General features: G+C 72.2%; 14 protein-coding genes, 2 rRNA genes and 1 pseudogene. 5 read left to right on the top strand and 12 right to left on the bottom strand.

What is annotated here, in order from left to right:
* Nucleotides 1–143: 143 nt before the first annotated feature.
* Nucleotides 144–1,814 carry a DUF885 domain-containing protein gene (locus GA0070214_RS21140; RefSeq protein ID WP_091266744.1) on the top strand — a complete coding sequence of 557 codons (1,671 nt, stop codon included), beginning with the start codon at nt 144–146 and terminating at the stop codon, nt 1,812–1,814.
* 79 nt (nt 1,815–1,893) lie between these two features.
* Here GA0070214_RS21140 and GA0070214_RS21135 read toward each other — a convergent pair whose 3' ends face one another.
* Together GA0070214_RS21135 and GA0070214_RS21130 are read right to left on the bottom strand one after the other, a co-directional pair.
* A complete protein-coding gene (locus GA0070214_RS21135; protein ID WP_091266741.1) occupies nt 1,894–3,417 on the bottom strand; it encodes a DUF6114 domain-containing protein in 1,524 nt (507 codons plus the stop codon).
* A gap of 80 nt (nt 3,418–3,497) precedes the next feature.
* The gene (locus tag GA0070214_RS21130; protein WP_091266737.1) at nt 3,498–4,106 is read right to left on the bottom strand and encodes a DUF6230 family protein; all 609 of its coding nucleotides are present in this window, start codon (nt 4,104–4,106) and stop codon (nt 3,498–3,500) included.
* 391 nt (nt 4,107–4,497) lie between these two features.
* On the opposite strand from GA0070214_RS21130, the gene GA0070214_RS21125 reads away from it, so the two are divergent.
* Entirely contained in the window at nt 4,498–5,232 is a 735-nt protein-coding gene (locus GA0070214_RS21125) for a class I SAM-dependent methyltransferase (RefSeq protein WP_091266734.1), read from the top strand.
* 96 nt (nt 5,233–5,328) lie between these two features.
* On the opposite strand, the gene pgfA is transcribed toward GA0070214_RS21125, so the two are convergent.
* Complete coding sequence (gene pgfA / locus GA0070214_RS21120; RefSeq protein WP_091266731.1) at nt 5,329–6,366, bottom strand: cell envelope lipid trafficking protein PgfA; 1,038 nt, start codon at nt 6,364–6,366, stop codon at nt 5,329–5,331.
* Between the two features lie 134 nt (nt 6,367–6,500).
* Here pgfA and GA0070214_RS33050 point away from each other — a divergent pair, with 134 nt between their 5' ends.
* Complete coding sequence (locus tag GA0070214_RS33050) at nt 6,501–7,967, top strand: acyltransferase family protein (RefSeq protein ID WP_091267595.1); 1,467 nt, start codon at nt 6,501–6,503, stop codon at nt 7,965–7,967.
* Nucleotides 7,968–8,849: 882 nt separating this feature from the next.
* Here GA0070214_RS33050 and GA0070214_RS21110 read toward each other — a convergent pair.
* The 5 genes and pseudogenes from GA0070214_RS21110 to GA0070214_RS21095 form a co-directional block, all read right to left on the bottom strand.
* Nucleotides 8,850–12,005 (bottom strand): annotated as a pseudogene (locus tag GA0070214_RS21110) (alpha-(1->3)-arabinofuranosyltransferase domain-containing protein); the annotation flags it as partial.
* A 59-nt stretch (nt 12,006–12,064) separates the two neighbouring features.
* Nucleotides 12,065–13,513: a glycosyltransferase family 4 protein gene (locus GA0070214_RS21105; protein ID WP_208602853.1), complete on the bottom strand. Its 1,449-nt coding sequence runs from the start codon at nt 13,511–13,513 to the stop codon at nt 12,065–12,067.
* Nucleotides 13,510–14,340 carry a glycosyltransferase gene (locus GA0070214_RS21100; RefSeq protein WP_208602852.1) on the bottom strand — a complete coding sequence of 277 codons (831 nt, stop codon included), beginning with the start codon at nt 14,338–14,340 and terminating at the stop codon, nt 13,510–13,512. Before GA0070214_RS21100 ends, GA0070214_RS21105 begins: the two co-directional genes overlap by 4 nt.
* 9 nt (nt 14,341–14,349) lie before the next feature.
* Nucleotides 14,350–14,511: a hypothetical protein gene (locus GA0070214_RS31925; RefSeq protein WP_167364311.1), complete on the bottom strand. Its 162-nt coding sequence runs from the start codon at nt 14,509–14,511 to the stop codon at nt 14,350–14,352.
* Nucleotides 14,512–14,551: 40 nt separating this feature from the next.
* Nucleotides 14,552–16,246 (bottom strand): MmpA family trehalose lipid delivery protein, encoded by a 1,695-nt coding sequence (locus GA0070214_RS21095; protein WP_139141884.1) that lies wholly within the window; start codon nt 16,244–16,246, stop codon nt 14,552–14,554.
* 235 nt (nt 16,247–16,481) lie between these two features.
* On the opposite strand from GA0070214_RS21095, the gene GA0070214_RS21085 reads away from it, so the two are divergent.
* The gene (locus GA0070214_RS21085) at nt 16,482–17,759 is read left to right on the top strand and encodes a polysaccharide biosynthesis protein (RefSeq protein WP_091266710.1); all 1,278 of its coding nucleotides are present in this window, start codon (nt 16,482–16,484) and stop codon (nt 17,757–17,759) included.
* Here GA0070214_RS21085 and nudC read toward each other — a convergent pair.
* Nucleotides 17,656–18,576, bottom strand: a complete 921-nt coding sequence (gene nudC, locus GA0070214_RS21080) for an NAD(+) diphosphatase (RefSeq protein WP_091266707.1) — start codon at nt 18,574–18,576, stop codon at nt 17,656–17,658. The genes GA0070214_RS21085 and nudC overlap by 104 nt on opposite strands.
* A 192-nt stretch (nt 18,577–18,768) precedes the next feature.
* On the opposite strand from nudC, the gene GA0070214_RS21075 reads away from it, so the two are divergent.
* Nucleotides 18,769–20,586 carry a VanW family protein gene (locus GA0070214_RS21075; RefSeq protein WP_091266704.1) on the top strand — a complete coding sequence of 606 codons (1,818 nt, stop codon included), beginning with the start codon at nt 18,769–18,771 and terminating at the stop codon, nt 20,584–20,586.
* Nucleotides 20,587–20,662: 76 nt separating this feature from the next.
* On the opposite strand, the gene GA0070214_RS21070 is transcribed toward GA0070214_RS21075, so the two are convergent.
* From GA0070214_RS21070 to GA0070214_RS21060, 3 genes are all read right to left on the bottom strand, one after another.
* Nucleotides 20,663–21,289 (bottom strand): NADPH-dependent F420 reductase, encoded by a 627-nt coding sequence (locus tag GA0070214_RS21070; protein WP_091266701.1) that lies wholly within the window; start codon nt 21,287–21,289, stop codon nt 20,663–20,665.
* 249 nt (nt 21,290–21,538) lie between these two features.
* A 5S ribosomal RNA gene (gene rrf, locus GA0070214_RS21065) occupies nt 21,539–21,655 on the bottom strand.
* A gap of 79 nt (nt 21,656–21,734) precedes the next feature.
* Nucleotides 21,735–21,840: ribosomal RNA gene (locus GA0070214_RS21060) — 23S ribosomal RNA — on the bottom strand; the annotation flags it as partial.

Genomic DNA, 21,840 nt, shown 5'->3' with positions numbered 1-21,840 from the left:
CCGCAGGGGTACGACGAAGTCCCGCGAAAATCGGACGCCGTGTCGACCGCCACAGCCGCCCGCCGACACGGGACCCACCGGCGCCCGCGAACACGGCAAAACACCGTCGACACCGGGGTGGCCCGGTCACGTAGGGTCGCCTGGTGGGACGAATCGATGACCTCGCCAACCGCTACGTGGCCGACTGGGCTCCGCTGAGCCCGACCGGGGCCACCTACGTCGGCATCGCCGGCTACGACGACCAGCTCGACGACCTCTCCCCGGACGGCTACGCGGCCCGCGCCGACCTGACCCGGCGCACCCTGGCCGACCTCGACGTGACCGAGCCGGACACGGAGTCGGAGCGGACCGCCAAGGAGGCCATGCAGGAGCGCCTCGGCCTGGAGCTCGCCCGCTACGAGGCCGGCGAGACCAGCAGCGAGGTCAACGTGATCGCCAGCGGGCTGCACGACCTGCGGATGGTCTTCGACCTCATGCCGACCGGGAGCGACGACGCGAAGGCGAACGTGGCCGCCCGTCTCAACGGCTTCGCCGGCGCGCTGGAGGGCTACAAGCGCACACTGCGCGAGGCGGCGGAGGCCGGCCGGATCAGCTCGCAGGTGCAGCTGGTCGAGGTCGCCAAGCAGTGCGACATCTGGGTGGACCCGAACGGCGACAACTTCTTCCACGGCCTGGCCGAGCGGCTCGGCGCGGACGGCGCGCTCGGCGCCGAGCTGCGCAAGGGCGCCGCCGCCGCGACGGCCGCCACCGCCGAGTTCGGGCAGTTCCTCCGCACCGAGCTGGCCCCGCGGGGCCGGCAGAAGCAGGCCGCCGGCCGGGAGCGCTACGAGCTGGCCTCGCAGTACTTCCTCGGTGCCCGGGTCGACCTCGACGAGACGTACGCGTGGGGTTTCGCCGAGCTGGCCCGCCTGGAGGGTGAGATGCGGGCGGTCGCCGCCCGGATCGTCGGCCCCGGCGCGAGCATCGACGACGCGGTCGCCGCGCTGGACGCGGACCCGGCCCGGACCATCCAGGGCAAGGAGGCGTTCCGCGACTGGATGCAGGCGCTCGCCGACAAGGCGATCAGCGAACTGCACGGCACCCACTTCGACATCCCCGAGCAGGTGCGCCGGATCGAGTGCTGCCTCGCCCCCACCAGCGACGGCGCCATCTACTACACCGGCCCGAGCGAGGACTTCTCCCGCCCGGGCCGGATGTGGTGGGCGGTGCCGCAGGGGATCACCGACTTCTCCACCTGGCGCGAGGTGACCACGGTCTACCACGAGGGCGTGCCGGGCCATCACCTCCAGGTCGCCCAGACCGCCGTCCGGGCCGACCTCCTCAACCGCTGGCAGCGGCTGCTCTGCTGGGTCTCCGGGCACGGTGAGGGCTGGGCGCTCTACTCCGAGCGGCTGATGGACGAGCTGGGCTACCTCGAGGACCCGGGCGACAAGCTCGGCATGCTCGACGGGCAGGCGTTCCGGGCCGCCCGGGTCATCGTCGACATCGGCATGCACCTGGAGCTGGAGATCCCGGCCGACAACCCGTTCGGCTTCCACCCCGGCGAGCGCTGGACGCCGGAGCTGGGCTGGGAGTTCATGCGTGCGCACTGCCGGGTGCCGGACGAGAACCTGCGCTTCGAGCTGAACCGCTACCTCGGCTGGCCGGGGCAGGCGCCCTCGTACAAGGTGGGCGAGCGGATCTGGCTCCAGGCCCGCGAGGAGGCGAAGGCCCGCAAAGGCGCCGACTTCGACCTCAAGGAGTTCCACCGCCAGGCGCTCGACCTGGGCTCGCTGGGGCTCGACCCGCTGCGCCGGGCGCTGGCCCGGCTCTGACCGCACGACGACGGCCGGGAGTCGGAGGGAATCCTTCGGCTTCCGGCCGTTTCGCATGGTGGTCGGGGTCAGGCGAGGGTCAGGCGAGGTCGAGCTTGAGGATCGGCCGCGCGGTGAGCGCCTTGGAGTTCTCGTAGGCCAGGTCGATCACCGGGTCGGTGAAGCTGATCGGGATCGGCGAGGTGATCGGGAGGCCGTCGGGGAACGGCAGGTCCGGGGTCAGGGTGATCTTGATGCCGAGCAGGTGCCCGACGAACCGGGTGGCGTAGAAGGCGACGTCACCCTCGACCGTCAGCTTGTCGGTGACGTACCGCTGCCTCTTGCCGCCCGGGCCGCTGGCCAGGAGCGTGAAGTCCTCCGTCACCGCCTTGTCCATGGTGAACTTCAGGCACTTGAGCGTGCCGTCACGGGTGGGCAGCTCGACGATCCCCTCGAACCGCAGCCCGGTCATGGTCACCTTGGAGCCGGTCAGCTTCGACGGCTGCCCGGCCACCTTCGGCTGTCCCGCCTCGGGGGCGATCTTCGGCATCAGCTCACCCGTCTCCACCTTGCCCGGCCGGTTCGGCTTCGCCGGGGAGCAGGTGAGAGCGGTGCCGCCGGTGGCGGTCGGGGTCGGGGTGGCCGGGGTGCGGGGCGTCGCGGTCGCACCGGTGCTCGGGCTGGCGGTCGCCGTCGGGGTGGTCGACTCCGCCGGCTTGCCGCCGCCCGTGAAGAGGTCTCCGATGCCGTCGAGGATGTCCGTGATGATGTTGCCGCCGGAGCTGGGCTCCGCCGACGGACTCGGGCTGGCCGTCGGGGTCGGTGTGCTGCGGCTGGGCGACGGGGACGGGGTGGTGGCCCGCACCGACGGCTTCGGGCAGGTGGTCGAGGTCGGTGCGGGCGCGGCCGCCCGTACCGGCTGCGGGTGACTGGCCACCAGAGCCGTGGCGGTGAGACCGAGCATGAGGGCCACCGCGAAGTACTGCGGATCGCGGGAGGTGCCGGGTGGTTCCGGCTTGCCGTCCGGGCCCGCCTCCGCCACCGGAGCGCCCTCGCGTTGCCAGGGCGGGACCCCGTCGCGCGGACCGGGGACGGGCGTGGCGGGCACCGGTGACGCCGCCGACGCCTCGGCGACCGGCTCGCCGGCGTCGGAGCCCTCGGTGGGGTCGCTGAGGTCGGAGCCGTCGGTGGGGTGGCTGGCGTCGGAGCCGTCGGTGAGGTCGCTGGCCGGCCGCGCGGTCGGCGACCAGGCGAAGCCGAGGGCACTGCCGACCATGCCGAGCAGCAGGCCGAGGAAGAAGCCGCCGAGGTTGAGTCCCATCAGCGAGTAGATCGTCGTGACCGCCGCGACGATCGAGTAGAACAGCCGCTGCGCCGGGCTGAACCAGAGCAGCAGCCCGCAGCTGAGCAGGATGATCGGGATCAGCAGCGAGTAGAGCCCGGTGGATCCGCTGTGAAAGCTCAAGCCGTTGAGGGTCATCCGGGTGGAGGCGAACATCTCCACCCCGGCCAGCGCGGTGAACAGGCCGCCCCAGAACGGCCGGGTCCGCCGCCAGCTGTGGAAGCCCCGCCACACCCGGCCGGCACCACCGGCGCGGACGTGTTGCGGATCAGCGTTCGTCACGTACTCCTCCTGGCCGAGCGAAAAACGAGGGACGGGAACGGGGCCTGCGGCAGTCGCCCGCCGCAGGCCTGCGGTTCAGCTCAGAAACATTCCTTGCCCTTGGCCGCGTCCCCGACGTTGACCTTGAGTCGCAGGCCCACCAGGTTGAAGGTGGAGGCCGTGGTGTAGCGGGAGACCTGTTCGAGGTTGGTGATGGTGACCTCTTCGGCGTTCTGCCCGAACGAGCCGGCGCGCGCCGTCGGGTTCAGGTCGGACGCGTCCCGACCGATCTTGATGTTGCTGAAGGTCGCGTTGCCGTCCAGGCTGTCCATCGCGATCAGCAGGTCCTTGGCCTTGGCCGGATCCTTGCCGTCACCGGCGTTGATGGTGAGCACCACCGGCAGCCCCGGCAGGTCGGCACGGACCGACTGGCAGAGCTTGTAGAGGTCGGCGCTGGTGATCTCGGCGAGGGCGATCGGGTGGACGGTGCCGTCCTTCTCCCGGACGATGCCGCCGTACTGCTTGAAGCCGTCGCCCTCGAGCCGCTCGGCCTTGATCTTGAAGGTCTGCCCGGAGACGGTGATGTCGGACGCGATGGCGCCGGTCGACATGCCGAACAGGATGGCGCCGGCGGCGGCCGTGGCGGGCACGATCATCGCGGCGAAGCGCCGCCACCGGGTACGACCCTGATTGTCGAGCCGATTCTGCACGGGTTCCTCCTCGAGCGAATGTGCGCGGCGGCCGGTCCGAGTCGGCGGCCCGCACCGGGGCCCGCCCTCTGTTACCGGCGGGTAACGATCGAGCCTGATGGTGCACCCGATGCGGTGCAGCTCACAACCCCTCGCTTACCCGTCAGTAACACGAGGGCGATCGAGGGGCAGAACACCATCACGAAGCGTGGAACTGACCGGGAGCGGATAGGCCAGGGATGCACACAAACCCGGCCTTACCTCCCAGTCAAACAACCGAGAGTGACCAGACATTGACGGATTACAATCAGGTAACGGAGGTTTGCGACTTCGGTCATGCCGTCCGCTCGGAGCTCCGCCCTCATCCGATCATCTGGGCGGACGGGGATCCGGTATGCCCTAGGGTTTTGGCGTGAATCTGAACGATGTACGGCGCGACTGGACCAAGCTGGGCGCCGAAGATCCGCTCTGGGCCGTACTTGTTCAGCCCGGCAAACGGGGCGGACGGTGGGACGTCGACGAGTTCCTGGCCACCGGCCGCGCCGACGTCGAGGAGACGACCGGCTGGCTGAGTCAGCTCGGCCTGCCCACCCGGTGGGAACGCGTGCTGGACTTCGGGTGCGGGGCCGGGCGGCTGTCGCAGGGGCTCGCACCGCACGCCGACGAGGTCGTCGCCGTCGACATCGCCCCGTCCATGCTGGAGGCCGCACAGCGCCTGGACCGCAGTGCCGGGAACATCCGCTTCGTCCTCAACGACGCACCGGATCTGGGCCAGTTTCCCGACGGCCACTTCGACCTGGTCTACACCGCGCTCGTGTTGCAGCACCTGCCCCGCCCGGCGATCGACCGCTACCTCGCCGAGTTCCTGCGCGTGCTGCGTCCGGGCGGAGTGGCCATCGTGGGCCTGCCGACCGAGCCGGCCCGTACGGCCAAGGGCATCATCTGGAAGGTCGCGCCGTTCCGCCTGATCAGCTGGGCGCAGCGCCGACTGCTCAACTACCCGGCGCCGATGAGCATGACCGCGGTGCCGCACGCCGACATGGTGCGGCTGGCGGCGGCCAACGGCGGCGAGATCGTCGGGCAACGACCCGACCTGCCGTACACCGAGGACTGGATCTGCACCCGGTACGCGGTGCGGCGCGTCTGACCCGCCACGGACCGGACACACGAGCGGGCCGGCCAACCCTCGGAGGGTCGGCCGGCCCGGTCAGTTCGACGTGCGGTGGTGTTGTCGGTTGGTGGGTTACTCCTTGTGCTCCGCGGCGTGACGCCCGCCGCCGGGCACCGTGGGCTCCTCGACCGGTTCCGCGGACCGCTGCGACGGCAGGTCGGCCGTCGGCTGGTCGTCGGCTCCCACCGGGGCCGCGTCGGGCCGACGGCGGGCCGCGCGGATGATGATGAACAGACCGAGCAGGAGCAGGGCGAGACCGACGAGACCGAGCACGATCGGCACCACCGTGGTCAGCAGGGCGATCTGGCCACGCGCATCCTTCGCAGCCTTGGCCTGCTGCTTCTGGGTGTCCTCGGTGAAGACGAGCGTGGCGTCGATGATCTTGATCTTGTCTGCGCCGGTCTCGTCACGGAGGGTCTGGAGCTGCTTCTCCTGCCCCTTGACGATCACGCCGCTGTCCGGCTCCACCCACAGGGTGCGAGTGTTGGCGTAGAAGCGGCCGGCGGTCACGGTGGGCTGGGTCGATCCGACCAGGTGGCCTGGGACGTCGATCTCGCTGATCTTGACCGGCTCGATCGTCATCTCGAACTTGTAGACGGTCAACCCCTGCAACTTCTCGGTGCTCACGTACTCGGCGGGGTACGACTTCCGAGCGGTGTTGTCGAAGTACTGGTAGGTCTTCTTCTCGGTGCCGAACGGGAAGGTGTAGGTCAGGCCCTCGTGCTTGAAGGGCGCGCCGTTGACGGCCTCGGCACAGCAGGCGACCGCCTCCGCGGTGCGCCGGTCGAGGGCGACCCGGTCCGTGCTGACCGTGATCTCCTTGTCGGCGTCGTCGATCACCCGGACACCGACGTTGAAGACCGTCCGGTCGGCGTTGCCGGCGTCGACGTCGCCGCGCACGGCGCGGTGAGCGGTCAGGTTGACGCCGTTGCGCTCCGACAGCGTGCTGAAGTCAAGGACGGTCGCGTTCTTTGCCTCTGAAACCGTTACCGAACTCTGATCCAGGGGCACCTTGACCAGAGCGGGCGCGACGGCCAGCGGCGTCGCCACGGCCCCGACGATCAGGAACGCGCCTGCCGCCACCAAGATGGCACCCGACGTGGGTCGCATGTAACTCCTCCCCTTGTAAAGACTCGACTAGTCGGCTGACAGTACATGACGAGGCCGATTTCGGATATGGTCCGATGCGACCTCCCGAGGCGTACTGACTCCGGGGGTACGCAGCCACCGGGCTGCGAGATCAAATGGATGTTGAGGGAACTGTGAGCCGACCCGTCAGACCGGACTCGAGCAACGGACAGTTTGGCCTGTCCGCGCCAAATACTGGCCGTTCGGACGGCTGGTTGCCCGCTTTGGAAGGGCTCCGGGCCGTGGCGGTGATCGGCGTGGTCGTCCACCATGTCTCCTTTCTCAGCGGACTCACCAACTCGTTCGCTCGACTCGGAGGCATGCTGGCCAGGCTGGATGTGGGGGTGGCGATCTTCTTTGTGCTGTCCGGTTTCCTCCTCTATCGGCCATTCGCACTCGCCGCCATTCACGGACAGTCGGACCCGTCCGTTCGGAGATACCTCTGGCATCGCGCACTGCGCATTCTGCCCGGGTACTGGGCAATGGCGATCGTCGCACTGACATGGCTCAACATCGATTACCTGAAGTCCGTCTGGGACTGGGCAATCCCCTTTCTCCTGGCACAGATTTATGAGCCATTGCGACTACCCGTCGGCATGGAACAGACCTGGAGCCTGGCTACGGAGGCGACTTTCTACCTGGCGCTGCCGGTCATAGCGGTGCTCGGCCGCCGAATGGGCGGTCGTACTCCGCTCGGGCGAGCCCGACGCCAACTGGCACTCGGCGTCGTACTCGTCCTTGCCGGCCTCACCTGGAACGCGTACGCGCACGGTCCCGACTCGCCACTACCGGGACTAGCGGTGCTCTGGTTGCCCGCCTTTCTGGACTGGTTCGGCATCGGCATCATGTTGGCCGTGCTCGCCTCGTGGCCCTCCAGCCCGGCCTCGTCCCCGTTCCTCACCGGCCTGGCCGGCGGCGGGCCGGGGCGGGGCGACGAGGACCTGTGGTCCGCCACGCCGCGCGGCCTGCGCGTCTTCACCTTCGCCCCGGGAACGTCGTGGCTCATGGCCGGCGCGCTGCTGTGGATCGCCAGCACGCCGATCGCCGGCCCGCGCGGGGTCGAACCCGCCAAGCCGATCGAGTCGATCACCGAGCACCTGGTGTTCCTGCTCGTCGCCTGGTGCGTGATCGCCCCCCTCGTCGGACCGGGATCGGGCGGGGTGCCCCGCGCGCTCCTCGGTCACCGGGCGGTCCTGTTTCTCGGCCGGATCTCCTACGGCATCTTCCTCTGGCATCTCCTCGCCCTCGAAGCCTGCTTCCGCCTGCTCGGATTCACCCGGATGAACAGCTCGTTCTGGGTTCTCCTCGCGGTCACCCTGGCCCTCACCGTCCCGGTCGCGACGGCCAGCTACTACCTCATCGAGCGGCCCGTGCGGCGGCTGCGCCGACGCGGTGACCGCACCCGGCCCGCGGTGGTCGAGCCCGACTCCCCGCTCCGGGTGGCGACGCCGGTTCCGGCGCTGCAGGGCGCCGGCGACCCTGGCCTCGGGTTGCACCTCGTACCGGCCGCGGACCCGCCGGAAACGCAGCACCAGAGCGGCGACCGCGACCAGGAGCAGCCCGGTCGGCAGCAGAACCAGTAGCTCCGCCGGCCGTTCCGAGCCGACCCGAGGCAGCCACCACCGCTCGGTCCCGTAGACCGCGAGACCCAGCGCGGCCGGCACCCAGATCCATCCAGGCCCGGGCGTCCGGCGCCGGTGCAGCGCCACGACCACGACGGCGCAGCCGAGCCCGACCAGTCCCCCGAGCAGCGCCGGCACAACCACCGCGAGCAGCGGCGCGGTCGGCATCGAGGTCGGCACCACGGGGTACGCCGGTCGATGGCGACGCGCGGGAATCAGGGCCGCGACGACCAGCAGCACCAACAGGCCCCCGGCGACGAGCAGGACGACGGTGTACCGCTCTCCCGGTGTGAAGACCAGTTCCACGTGACCGGCCACACCGGCCGGCACGAACCACGCCTGCTTCCAGCCGTCCAGGCGCGCCGGAATCAGCTCCCGCCCATCGAGCGTGGCCCCCCAGCCGGAGTTGGCGTTCTCCGGGACCACCAGGTAGCTGTCGCCGCCCGCCCCGACCTCGACCGACCGGCGCTGGTCGTCCCAGTGGAGCACCGTCACGGCCCGGCGGGGCGACGCGGCGACGGTGGGTCGTGCCGCCGGCGTACCGCTGAGGATCACGCTGTCCACGACGAACCGGTCCGCGGGGGCGGAGATCTCGTTGGGGCCGGCCCGCAGCGCGACCTGGTCCGTGTTCGCCTTCGGGGCGGCCCCGGCCCGGGCGGAGGACTTGTCGGGAAGGCACGCCCGGTAGCGCAGGGGCCGCAGGTCGCGCAGGTCGCGCAGGGTGCCGGAGGCCGTCGTCGGCACCTTCGCCCCGTTGATCACGATCGTGGGCCCCGCGCCGCACGGCAGCGTCACCTCACGGCCGAGGTCGTGGGGCTGGTTCACCTCGGGCACGCCCTGCACATCCACACCGCTGAGGCCGACCGGAAGCGGCTGCGGCTCGAACAGCGCAGTCGACCGGCTGACCCTCGATACCGTCGAGGTCACGGCCACGGTGAGGCCACGGGTGCGCAGCGCCGGGAAACGGGCGACGCCGTCCAGGTCGACCGACACCTCCCGGATACCGTCGTCGCCGGTGATCCGGACCGTCCTGGGCGGCGCCGCGACGAGGCTTTCCGCGAACCGCAGCCGTACCCAGCTCACCTTCCGCACCTTGGCCCAGCGCACCTTCACGGTGGGCTGCGGGTCGCCCGGGTCCGCCCACCACGCCGTGCCGTCGTCCCCGTCCCCGAGCGACCTCGACGAGGCGACCGGGTCGGCGAACCACGAACTCGACGTGGTGAAGGTCGGGCCGCCCACCAGCTCGTCGTACATCGCGAGCGCGGTGCCGGGCGTGGCGCGGGCCAGGCCCGTGAGCCGGGGGGTGACGGCTGCCGGCAGGTCGAAGCGTCGGGGCACCAACCCCGTCTCCTCACCCTGACGGATGAGGTCGGGAGCGCACAGGTAGTGGTCACCGGCGACGGCGCAGGCCGGCCGGTCCACGGCCTTGCGGGCGAGCGCGACGACCTCGGGGGCGGCAGCGTCGGGCACCGCCGGCAGTTGCAGGTAGCGCTCGGGGTTCACCCCCGCGACACGCAGCTCCCGGATTCCCGCGCGGCGCCCCGGAACGTCCGCGCCCGCGACCCCGTCGATGCTCACCCGCAACCAACCGCTCCGGCCCCGGGGCAGCGGCAGCCGCATCGCCGACCGGCCCGCGCCGACCACGAGGTGCACGTACGAACCACCCGCGGTGCTCACCCGCACCGAGGTGACCGGCGCGCCGATCACCTCGTCGTCGACCACCTGCAACTCCACCGAGTCGGCCTCGATCTCCTTGGCGAACCGGACCTCGACCCACTGGCCCACGGGTTTGCGAGCCCCGTCCGACAGCCAGGAGGTGCCGGTGTCGCCATCGACGGCCGCGAACGGTGTGGCCGACGGGTCGCGCAGCCCGGCCGGCCCGGTGACGTCCGCCGCGCTGGAGGACGCCCGGATGTCGGCCACCCCGGCGTACGCCGACGAGGTGATCGACGACGTCCAGGCCGGGTCGAGGACGTCGTGTTCCAGGCGCGCCAGCTGGGTTGGGTCGTCGGCGGTCAGGGTCCGCGAGGTGTTGCCACGGACGGTACCGAAATCGACCTCCCGGTCGCGGAGGCTGTCGGTGAGCACGGTGCCCCCGTCGGTGACCGCCGGGGGATCGCCGTCGAGGATCACCGGCCGATCGCCCAGCACACCGGCGTCACTGAGATCCAGCAACGTCTCCGGTGCGCCGACCAGCGTGAGCGGCTGCGCCGCGTCGGCAAGCGTGGCTCGAGGCGTCGGCCGGTTCACCTCGTAGATCTCCACCGCCGGATACGGCTCGTGCAGCCCGTAGTCCCACGCCCCGCCGAGATCGGGCTTCGCCCCGACGGTCGGACCGAACGCGGCGACCCGGAACAACCCGGAAGCGCTGTCCAGCGTGCGGTGCACGAGAACCGGCCAGGCGATGCCGCCGACCGGCTGGCGGAGATCGTTACGGACGAGCAGGTACCGCACGCCGAGCCGACCGAGCACGTCGGCCAGTCCGGGTGAGGCGGTGCCGGAGGCGAGTCGCTCGTCGATCGCGGAGAGCAGCCGGGCGTTTCCCGCCGACCCGGCCGGCACCAGCGACCGCACCGCCCACGGCGAGTCCAGCAGGGGCTGCACCGGCTCGTCCAGCGGACGCCCCCAGTTGTACTCGGCGAAGTTGGAACCGGGGACCAGCAGCGTGGTGCCCTCGCCGGCGTGCCGGTCGAGCCATCCGGTCGCCTGCCTCCAGTGCTCGGGCAGCGCCGCGAAGCCGCCGCCCGCCGCGAGTCCCGCGGTCCCGGCACCGCTGGTCACCGCGAGAAGCGCGGCGGCGCTGACGCCCAACGCCACCCGCCGGGGCGCCATGTTCGTAGGGCGGGTGAACCGGCGGATGAGGGCGATCCGGCCGACGGTGTCCAGCATGTGCGCGGCGGCCAGAGCCAGCGGCAGTCGGAGTACGACGTCGAACTTGTGCAGGTTGCGGAGCGCGGCGAGCGGGCCGTCGAGAACCTCACGCACCGTCGACGCGAACGCGGCGCCCCCGGTCGACAGGTTTCCCGCGGTCAGGGCCAGCAGCCCCACCAGGGCGCCGACGAGCAGGAACCGCCGTTCCGGCAGGTCCCGACGGGCGAGCCCGGCCAGGCCGACGCAGGCGATCAGGCCGGTGAGCACGATCATCCACGGCGTCGTGACCAGCGCCCAGCCCGCGCGCCACCACGGCACCCCGTCGACGGCCAGGTAACCCACCCAGTGGGTGCTGCCGCGCACGGCCGACGGGAGCGACGTCACGCCGGTCGTGACCGCCGCGCTCTCGGTGTACGGCAGGAACGGGAACCCGTAGCGTTGCAGGAGCAGCAACGGCACCAGCCACCAGAAGGTGGCCGCGACCATCGCCACCGTCCACCAGGCCAGCAGGCGGATCCGTCGCCGGCCGGGCGCACGGGTCACCACGTAGAGGAACGCCGGCAGCACGGCGCACGCGACGGCCGCACCGTTCGCTCCGCCCATGCAGACCACCGCGAGCCCGCTGAGCGCGGCCGCGCGCCGCCGGGAGCCACCCGCGGCTCCCTTGACCAGGGGCAGCAGGACCCACGGTGCCACGCAGTACGGCAGCAGCTCCAACGAGACCGTGCCGACCAGGGACAGGGCCCGGGGGGAGAGCGCGAAGACCGCGCCGGCGACCAGCCGCGATCCCGGACCGCCCAGGTCGAGGGCGCGGGCCAGGCGCACCACACCGGTGAGGGCCACACAGAGCAGGGCCGCCATCCAGAGCCGCTGGACGAGCCAGGCCGGCAGCCCCACCGCCTCACCGAGCAGGAAGAACGGACCCATCGGGAAGAAGTAGCCGACCGCCTGGTTCTGGAGGGTGCCGAACTGCCAGTCCCCGGTCCACAGATGGGTCGCGCGAGCGAGGAATCCGCCCGGGTCCAGGGCCATGTCCAGCTTCGTGTCGGGCACGACGAGCCCGGGCTCCTGGGTGACGCAGAGACCGATCAGCGCGAGGCAGACCAGCAGCTCACGCAGGCGCCACACCGCCAGGGACACCGTGGCGCTCGGTATTCCGGGGGTGCGACGAGCGGTCGACCAGGCGGTCAGCACTGCCGTACCGGAATGCCGGTGAGCAGTTCGTCCGCTCCGGCGTCCCGCTCGCTGATGTCGTCGCCTCCGACCCCCGCACTGAGCAGCACCTGCCGGACGGCGTCCGGATCGGCGGCCGGCACGAGGATCAGCAGGCCCTGCTCGTCGACCGCGACGTGTCGGGTGTGTGGCAGGAGCGGGGCCACCCGGGCCAGGAGGCTCTCCGGCTGGTCGGTCCGCACCAGGACCGACGCGTTCCCGGCCGCCCAGGGCACCGCACGCGGGGTGAGCAGGTCCCCGAGGACCGCACGCACCCGGCGGCCGGTGTCGGTCCAGCGGAACGAGCCGCTCCACCGTCGGCACTCCACGGCCATCCGGTCCGCCTCCCCGGGCACCGCCAGGGAGTCCAACGCGCGGTCGAGACCGGCGGCCAGGCTCTGTGCCGGGTCCTGACCCTCGTCGACCAGCCATCCGGTGCGACCGGGTCGGACGGCGTCGCGGAGCCCGTCCACGTCGAACGCGACGGTGGGCAGCCCGGCGGCGGCGGCTTCCACCACGACGAGGCCCCAGCCTTCACCCCACGAGCCGGAGACGTGCAACCAGGCGGCGGCCAGCAGGGCGTCCCGCTCGGTGGCGGGCAGGTGCCCGTGGACCGTGACCACCTCGTTCAGCCCACGCTCGTCGACCAGCCGGCGGACGGTCGCGACGTCCGGCCCACCACCGACGATGTCCAGACGCAGGTCGGGCCGTTCCGCCCGGAGCCGGTCCACGGCGTCGAGCACCAGGTCCACCCGCTTGTGCCGGGTCACCCGGCCGACACAGACGACACGGGGCCGGCTGTCGCGGGCCGTCCCCGCGGCTGCCGGCGGTGACGCGTCCGCGCCGTTGGGCGCCACGACCACCGGGCCCGTCCAGCGCAGCCGATCCCGTACGGCCACGGCCGTCGACGGGGAGACCGCAAGGGTCACCGCACGGCGGTAGACCCGTCGGGCGACCGGCCCCTCCAGCCACGCCCCGAAGCGACCCACGAGCGGACCGAAGTACAGCCGGAACTGGCGGTCGTGCACGTGGTGGATCACGCAGACCACCGGCACGTCCGCCGGCAGGACCACCGGGCTGAAGAAGGGGATGCCGTTCTGGCAGTCCACCACCGCGTCGAACTGGCGGCGGCGGCGCGCCAACCAGCCCAGCACCCGGGGGTAGATGCTCCATCGGCCGCCGACGCGGACGATCCGGATGCCCTCGGAGATCTCGTCCCCGGGCTGACCCTCGGGGCGCGCGGTGACGAAGGTGACCTCCGCGCCGGCGGTCACCAGGTCGCGGGCGACCTGCCAGGCGTAGACCTCGGCGCCCCCGGCGTCGGGATGCCAGGGGTCCTTCCAGTTGAGCACCGCGATCCGGCGGCCCACCACCGTGGCGTCGGTGGTGAGCGCCGCGGCGGTACGGGGTGTTCCAGCACTCACGGCCGCATTCCAACAGCGGCGGTGCCACCGGTGACGTCCGGGGTGACCGGAAGGGTGGCGACGGGCACCGGCGTCGCCGGGGCGACGTCGGCGCCACGCAACCGCCATTGGATCTTCGCGACGTCCACGAAGCTCTGCCAGCCGTGCCGGACCGGTGAGAAGCGGGAGCCGGGCACGTCCACCCAGCTGACCGGGATCTCCACCAGCCGGGCGCCCGCCCGCTCGGCGCGGCCCAGCACTTCGACGTCGAACGCGAACCCACCGCACCGAAGTGGCGCGAAGACCCGCCGTGCGACGTCGCTGCGGAAGAACTTGAACCCGCACTGCGTCTCACTCACACCGCGCACCACCTGCCGGACCGCGCCGCGGAACGCCACCGCGCCCCAGCGTCGCAGCACGCTGTGCCGTTCCTCGACGACCGACTCGGGGTGGGCCCGCGACCCGACCACCGCGTCGGCGCCGTCGGCCAGGAACGCGAGCACCTGCCCGAGAGCGGCCGGCGCGGTGGCCAGGTCCGCGTCGCAGAAGCCGACGTAACGCGCGTCGCTGGCCAGCACGCCGGTACGCACCGCGAAGCCCTTGCCCGGTTCGCCGCACCAGAGCAGGCGGACCGGAACGGGGCCTGGCGGCGCGCTCGCCACCACCTCACCGGTTCCGTCGTTGCTGGCGTTGTCCACCACGGTGACCCGGCAGGGCACACCGAGTTCGGCCAGCGCCGCGCGGAGCAGGATCAGGGTGTCCGGCAGCCGGAGTGCCTCGTTGTACGCGGGCACCACGACGTCGAGTACGACCACATCTGACGAGACGTCAGGAGGGAGGACCTCCACGCGGCACCGTCAGCGCTCGCCGTACACGATGATGGGCTGCTCCACGCTCGCAGGCTTGTTGTTGCTGTTGCTGATCGTGGACGTCCCGATCGAGACGGCCAGGATTCCCAGCACGGCACCCACCGCCGCGGCGACGACCGCGGTCAGGAGGGGATTGAAGGATGCCTTCATCAATATCCCTTCGAAGAAAGGTACCGAAGAGTAACATGCGTCACTCTCGCTTGACCCGGTGCAAAAGGGCGACCAACAGGGTGGCCCCCAGTACCGAAAACCCCAAGAGGGGCACTATGCCGATACGCTCGGACGAGTCGGATGAATCGGAATCCGGCAGACGCAACAGTGTCAGTGCACCGTCCCGCCGCACCAGCTCGGCGTCCACGAAACGGCCCGCCACCTGCGCGCCGTCGGGTTGGTCGGTCTGCACGAGCACATAGCGCACTCCGAGCCGACGCAGGGCCGGTCCCGGATCGCCAGGTGCCGCCAGCACCGCCGCCACCCGATCGGCCTCGCGGCTCTCCCCACGGATCCGGTCCCGACCGACCAGCACGTCCTGGTCTCCGACCACCGGCCGACGGAACGCCCGCGAGGCCGGATCAAGCACGGGCACATCCCCCGCCCACCGGTAGGCCCGGAACGAGGACCACGGCAGCGACACCAGGCTGCCCCCGGCCGGATCCCGGTTCACCTCGGCGCGCACCGCCGACCACTCCGCGGGGTACCGCACCGTGTCGAGCTGCCCGTTGAGACCCCACGCCAGACCGGGCAGGAGCAACACCGGGGCGACCATGACCAGCGGGGCCAACGCCCGGCCGCCCGCCGTCCTGAGCGACTCCACCAGCATTCCGAGCCCCACCGCCTGCACCAACGCCAGCGGAGCGAGCAGCCGGGTGCCGTCCCGGACCGCGCCGGCCAGGGGCGCGTGCTCGACCAGCGCGACCATCCACTGCGCGCCCACCGACCACGCCGGCGCCACGGCGACCAGGGCACCCAGTACCGCACCGGCGAGCAGGCCCCACCAGGCCGCCGACGGCCACCGGCGACGGGTTGACACGTACCCCCAGAGGGCCGCCCCGGCCAGCACCAGCGCGAGCAGGGCGACCGGCCACTGGTCCCGGCCGACCGGTACGGCGTGCCGGCTCCAGATGCCACCGAGGGTGGCGACGCTGCCGAGCACGCCGAGTGGCGTGTCCGCGCGAACCGCGAAGGCGGCGACCCCCCGCTCGTCGAGATCGACCGCGCCACCACGGCTCGCCAGCGCCAGCCACCACGGAGCGGTCAGGCCGGCCAGCGTCGCCGCGCCCGCGACCAGTGCCCGCCACCGACGCGCCAGGGCCAACGCCGGGGCACAGGCGAACACCGCCGCCAACACCATCGCCGGGCCGCCCAGCACCACCGTGAGCCCTCCCGCCACCGCGGAACGCCGCCCCGGGCCGGTGCCCTCGGGCGGCGGCCGGAGCACCCCCAGCACCCAGGCGTACGCCCAGGGCAATGCGGCGTACCCCGCGACCACCGCCCACTGCCCGAGGTGCAGCCGCCCGTACACCCAGGGGTTCCAGACGTACGCGAGCCCGGCCGCGACTCTCGCCAGCGGGTGGCCGACGGGCGCCAACCGGGCGGCGCCCAACGCGGCCAGGGCGAGGCAGCCGGCGAGGAGCGCCTTCTGTGCCAGATCGGCGGGGATGATCTGCGACAGCCCGACCGCGACCAGTTCGCTGGGCACGGCCCGTGGCAACTCCGAGCCGCTGCCCCAGACCACCGCGCCGAACGGCGGGTCCGGCACGAACACCAGGTCGTACCGGAGGACGTAGCCACGGCGCAGCACCGGACCGAGGATCGCGACGACCACGCCGACGCCGAGCGCCGTCTCCGGCCACCACCGACGGAGCGCGGCGGCGGCCCGCAGCACCGCCGGACCGAACCCCGGTGACGGTCGACGCACACGGACCCCCAATAGGCCTCGACGGGAAGCGGGCCCGACGTCGCACCCGGGGCTCCGGACAGCACTCTAGGCACAAAGGAAGCGCGCCCGGTAGCTTGCCTGACGACGTCGACAAGCGACCCGCGACGACGACGCGAGGTTCGGGGCGAACCTGTTCCCCCGGCGAAACCGACTTCCTTCGGCGAAACCGACATGAGGCGTGATGACAGAGACCACGGCGGGGCCCGGCGCGGGCCGCCTCGGGGCGGCCGGCGCGGCCGTGGCGGGCGCCGCGATGGCGACCAACGGGCTCGCCTACCTGCTTCCCATGCTCGGTGCCCGGTACCTGGCGATCGAGGAGTTGAGCGTGCTGGCCACGGTGCTGGCCCTCGTCGCGATAGCCGGCGTCGCCGGCGTGGGACTACAGATGGCGATCGCCGTGCACCGGGCCCGTCACCCCGGCGCGCCGGCCCGCCGCGTCGCCCTCGTCACCACGGCCGCCGCCGGTGGCGCCGTCGTGGTGGCCGCGCCGCTGGTGATGACCGCCCTGCGGCTGTCGCCGGCGGTCGTGGCGCTGGTCGCCGGCACCACCGTCGCGGTCGTCCTCGCCGGCCGATGGCTCGGCGAGTTGCAGGGTGAGCAGCGCTTCCTACGCCTCGCCTGGGCGATGGGGGTGGTCGCGGTCGGGCGGTACGGCGGCATGATCGTCGCACTCGTCCTCGGCGCCGACGTCGTGGCCACCCTCGTGACCGGCATGCTGACCGCGTACCTCGTACTGCCCGTGCTGGCCTGGGTCGCCCGGCCCACCCGACCGGCGGTCGCCGGGGACGACGCCGTGGTCGCCACCATGCGGATCCGGCAGGTGACGAGCGCCGGTGCGGCCGCACTGGCGATGCTCGCGGTGTCGTACGCCGATCTGATCTTCGCCCGCCAACTGCTGTCGCCGGCCGACTCCGGGGCGTACGCGGTCGGAACGGTGCTGACCAAGGGTGCGCTCTGGGCGCCCCAGGTGATCGTGGTGCTGGCGCTGCCCCGACTCGCTGTGGGGGACAACCGGGTCCGTACCGTCGTGCTCGCGATCGTCGCCGCCTGCGGGGCTGTACTCGTCGCCGCCTCGGCCCTGGCCGGCGGGTTCGCGTTCCGGCTGGTCGGCGGCGAGGACTACGCGTCCCTGGGCGAGTACGCCCCGTTCTTCGCCGCGACCGGCGCGCTCTACGCGCTGGTCTTCGCGGCCGTCAACGCGAAGATCGCGGCGGGCGCCCGCTGGCCCTCCGCGCCGCTCTGGGTGGGCGCGGGTGTCCTGGCCGTGCTGACCATGACGGTCGCGTCCCGGACGTTCCAGGGCATCATGTGGTGCGCTCTGGCCACCGCCGCGGGGACCGCGTTGGTGATGGTGTTCAACCCGCCGCCAGCCAGTCGTGCAGCAGCCGATGATCGATCGAGTCCACCCGACCGAGCGGCCGGCCTGCCGCGATCCGCTCCCGCAGGTCCGCCCGGGTGAACCAGCGCGCTTCCAGCAACTCCACCCCGTCGACCCGGACCTCCTCGGATACGGCGGTGGCCCGGAAACCCACCATCAGGCCGGCGGGGAACGGCCACGCCTGCGACCCCTGGTAGGTCACGTCGACCACGGCCACCCCCGCCTCCTCGGCCAGCTCCCGACGCACCGCGTCCTCCAGGCTCTCGCCGATCTCCACGAAGCCGGCCAGGGTCGACCAGGAGTCCTCTCCCGCGCCCCGGTGCCGGGCCAGCAGGCAGCGCTCCGGCTCACCGGGCGCCTCGACCAGCACGATGACCGCCGGCTCGATCCGGGGGAAGAGCAGCCGGCCGCAACCGGCGCCGGTGCAGGACCGGGTGTGGCCGCCGTCCCGGGCCACCGTCACCGCCCCGCAGCCGCCGCAGAACCGCTGGCCCCGGTGCCAGTGCAGCAACCCCTTGGCGTACGCCTGGGCGGCCGCCTCGGCCGCCCCCAGCCCACCCACGAGGGCCCGTACGTCCACCGCCTCGGCCGCGCCGGCCAGCTCGCACGCCTCCGCCTCGCTTCGGCCGGACACGTCCACGGCGAACACCGCCCGGCCGGCGTCCAGCCCGAGGAACACCGTCTCGTCGGCGGCGGCGCGCAGCCCGGCCGCCTCGGCCGCCGCGCGGCGCACGGGCGACCGGTCGGCCGTGACCAGGCAACGGTCCCGCCACAGGGCCAGCAGCTCGCTCTCCGGGTCGCTCAGCCGCGCGGCGACCCACGCCGGGTCGGCCCGCTGCGCCCCCGCCCGGTCCAGCCAGCCACCGCCGTACGCCAGGGTCCGCTCATCCGTCCGCACCGGGCCACCGTCCCACGATCCGGACCGGAGTGGGGGCCGGCCAGGGGTGATGCCCGCGACACCCGGCGGCGGCGGACGCGCGGCCCGGACGGCCGCCGGGGCGGAGACTCCCGGCTGGCTCGAGCGTTGGTTACCGTAGGTGTCTCCCGTGGGGGAAGCGGTCCCCACGTGGTACTTCCGATCGAGGTTGCTGTGACGCTGTACGGCGAAAAAGTGCCTTCCGCCGACGACCGGCCCACCGTGAAGGTGACGGCGGTGAGCTGGCCGGACGTCGAGCCGGACCCGGTCGCCGCACCCCCGGCGCGCGGGCCCGCGACGCCGGGGCGGTTCCGGCGCGGGCGGCTGCTGCTCGCCGGCGGGATCGTGGCCGCCGTGCTGGCCGCCGGCACCGGCCTCGGCGCCTACGCGTACGCCGGCGACGTGCCCCGGGGCACGACGGTCCTCGGGGCCGAGCTGGGCGGGCGGAGCCGGGCCGAGGCGGCCCGGGCGCTCCACGACGAGCTGGCGCGACGGGCGGCGGCGCTGAACGCCCCGATCCCCGTCACCGTCGGCGAGAAGCGCGCCGAGCTGAAGCCGGGCGACATCGGGCTCGCGATCGACGTGGACGCCACCGTGGCAGCGGCGGCCGAGGCCGAGGCGCACCCGGTGAGCCGCCTCGTCGGCTCCCGCACGGTCGAACCGGTGGTGACCGTCGACGGCACCCGCCTGGCGGCCGCGCTCCGCACCGCGATGGGCGACCAGGGCCGCGAGATGACCATGCCGGCCATCATCTTCACCGGCACCACACCGAAGCCGGTCTACCCGAAGCCGGCGCTGACGGTCGACACGGACGGCGCGGTCCAGGCCGTGAAGGCGGGCTGGCTGGCCGGCGGGCCGGTGACCGTGCCGCTGGTCGAGAAGTGGCCGGCCAGCAGCCGCGAGGACGTCGACCGGCTCATCGCCGAGCTGGCGCGGCCGGCCGTCGCGGCGCCCGTCACCCTCACCACCGACGGTGGCAAGGTCACCATCCCGCCGGCCGCCATCGCCCGGGGCCTGCGCTTCTCCGCCGACGACGCGGGCAGGCTGACCCCCCGGGTGGACGTCAAGCGGCTGCGGGCCGCGCTCGGCGACGGGCTGGCGAAGCTGGAGGTCGCGCCGAAGGACGCCGGGCTGACCATCAGCGGCGGCAAGCCGAAGGTGGTGCCGGGCCGGGCCGGGCGGCAGGTCGACGCCGCGGCGCTCGGCCGGGACCTGCTCGCCGTGCTGCCCAGGACCGACGGCCGCACGGTGACCGCCGCGCTGAAGCCGGCCGAGCCCGAGCTGACCGAGGCCAAGCTCGCCGAGCTGGGCATCAAGGAGCGGGTCTCCACCTTCACCACCCGGTTCCCCGGCGGCCTGTCCTCGCCGCGCAGCCAGAACATCGTCCAGGCCGCCAAGGACGTCGACGGCGCCATCGTGCGGCCGGGCGAGACCTTCTCCCTCAACGGCCACACCGGCGAGCGCGGCTACGACCAGGGCTACAAGGACGCGCCGACCATCGTGGGCGGCAAGCTGGTGCCGGGCGTCGGCGGCGGTGTCTCGCAGTTCACCACCACGCTCTTCAACGCGAGCTACTACGCCGGGCTGGAGGACGTCGAGCACAAGCCGCACTCGTTCTACTTCAGCCGCTACCCCGCGGTGATCGAGTCGACCATCTACTGGCCGCAGCTGGACTTCAAGTTCCGCAACAACACCCCGTACGGCGTCCTCATCGACACGTCCTACACGTCGAGCACGATCACCGTGTCGATGTGGAGCACCAAGATCTACGACAGCGTCAAGACGGAGTACGGGCCGCGCCGGAACATCACCCAGCCGAAGACCGTCTACCTCGATCCCGGGCCGGACTGCATCTCCGCCACGGGCAGCGTCGGCTTCGCCCAGGACGCCTTCCGGGTCATCAAGAAGGACGGCAAGGTGGTGAAGCGGGAGAAGTTCAGCTGGCGCTACGACCCCGAGCCGCGCTTCATCTGCGCCAAGCCGCCCGCCTGACACCCGTCGCGCGCACGCACGGAAAAGCCCCGCCGGCCAACGTCGCCGGCGGGGCTTCTCGCTGTCGTACGCCCGCTCAGGGCCGCGCCTCGGCCAACCCCTGCCGTACGCCGTCGGCACCGCGGTCGGTGCCGTAGACGGGGGCTCCGGGCTGCTGCCGCCAGCTCTCGTCCAGCGTGCCGGCATCCACCGGGTCGAAGCCCAACTCGTCCACGAGCTCCATGACCACCCGCTTGGCCTCGGCGTCGTCCCCGGCCACCGGCAGCCCGATCCGGTCCGGTGTGCCCGCCGGCTTCCCACTGTCCATGAGGTACGCGGCCTGGATGTTGTTGAAGGCCTTCACCACCCGGGCGCCCTTGAGGTGGTCCGCCGTCCAGCGGCTGGAGCTGAGGCTGCGGTCGAGCAGCTCGGGGATGTCGCCGTCCCGCTCGGGATAGTAGTTGTCCGCGTCGACGACCAGCTTGCCGTCGAAGAGCGCCGGCGGCAGGTCCGGGACCGCCTTGAGGGGGATGGCGACGACGACCAGTTCAGCGCCCTGGACGGCCTCCTCCAGGGTGCCGGCCGTGGCACCGGTCTCCGTGGCCAGGTCGGTGAGGCTCTGCGGCCCGCGCGAGTTCGTCACCGTGACGTCGTGGCCCAGCGCCTGCAGCCGACGCGTGAGGGTGCCGCCGATGTGCCCCGACCCGACGATTCCGATCTTCATGACCACTCCTGCCTCCGCCAGCGCCTGGCGGTCAGTTCCGGCCGAACCATCAGCAGGTACCCCGGCCGGGCCGCCCCGACCGTGGACGACGCTTACAGCACGTCACGTTTTCCGCCGGCCTGACGGGGCAGGCGCGGGCGGTTCCCGCACCGACCGTACGAGACGCGGCCGCGTGCCCGGGGCGATTCACCGAAGCACGCCACAAACGCAGTCAGGGCCACCCCGAAGGGTGGCCCTGACTGGAAGATTGTCCGGCGGTGTCCTACTCTCCCACACCCTCCCGAGTGCAGTACCATCGGCGCTGGAGGGCTTAGCTTCCGGGTTCGGAATGTTGCCGGGCGTTTCCCCTCCGCCATGACCGCCGTAACTCTATGAACATGTCAAACACACACACGTTAGGGGTGTTCGCTTGTTCAGAGTTGCACAGTGGACGCGTAGCAGCTTGGTAGTCAAGTCCTCGGCCTATTAGTACCGGTCAACTGAACCCGTTACCGGGCTTACATTTCCGGCCTATCAACCCAGTCGTCTAGCTGGGGGCCTTACCCCACAAA

This window comes from Micromonospora chaiyaphumensis, assembly GCF_900091435.1.
Classification (GTDB): Bacteria; Actinomycetota; Actinomycetes; order Mycobacteriales; family Micromonosporaceae; genus Micromonospora; species Micromonospora chaiyaphumensis.
The sequence above is the reverse complement of the archived record's forward strand: the minus strand, read 5'-3'. Positions and strand labels throughout refer to the sequence as shown.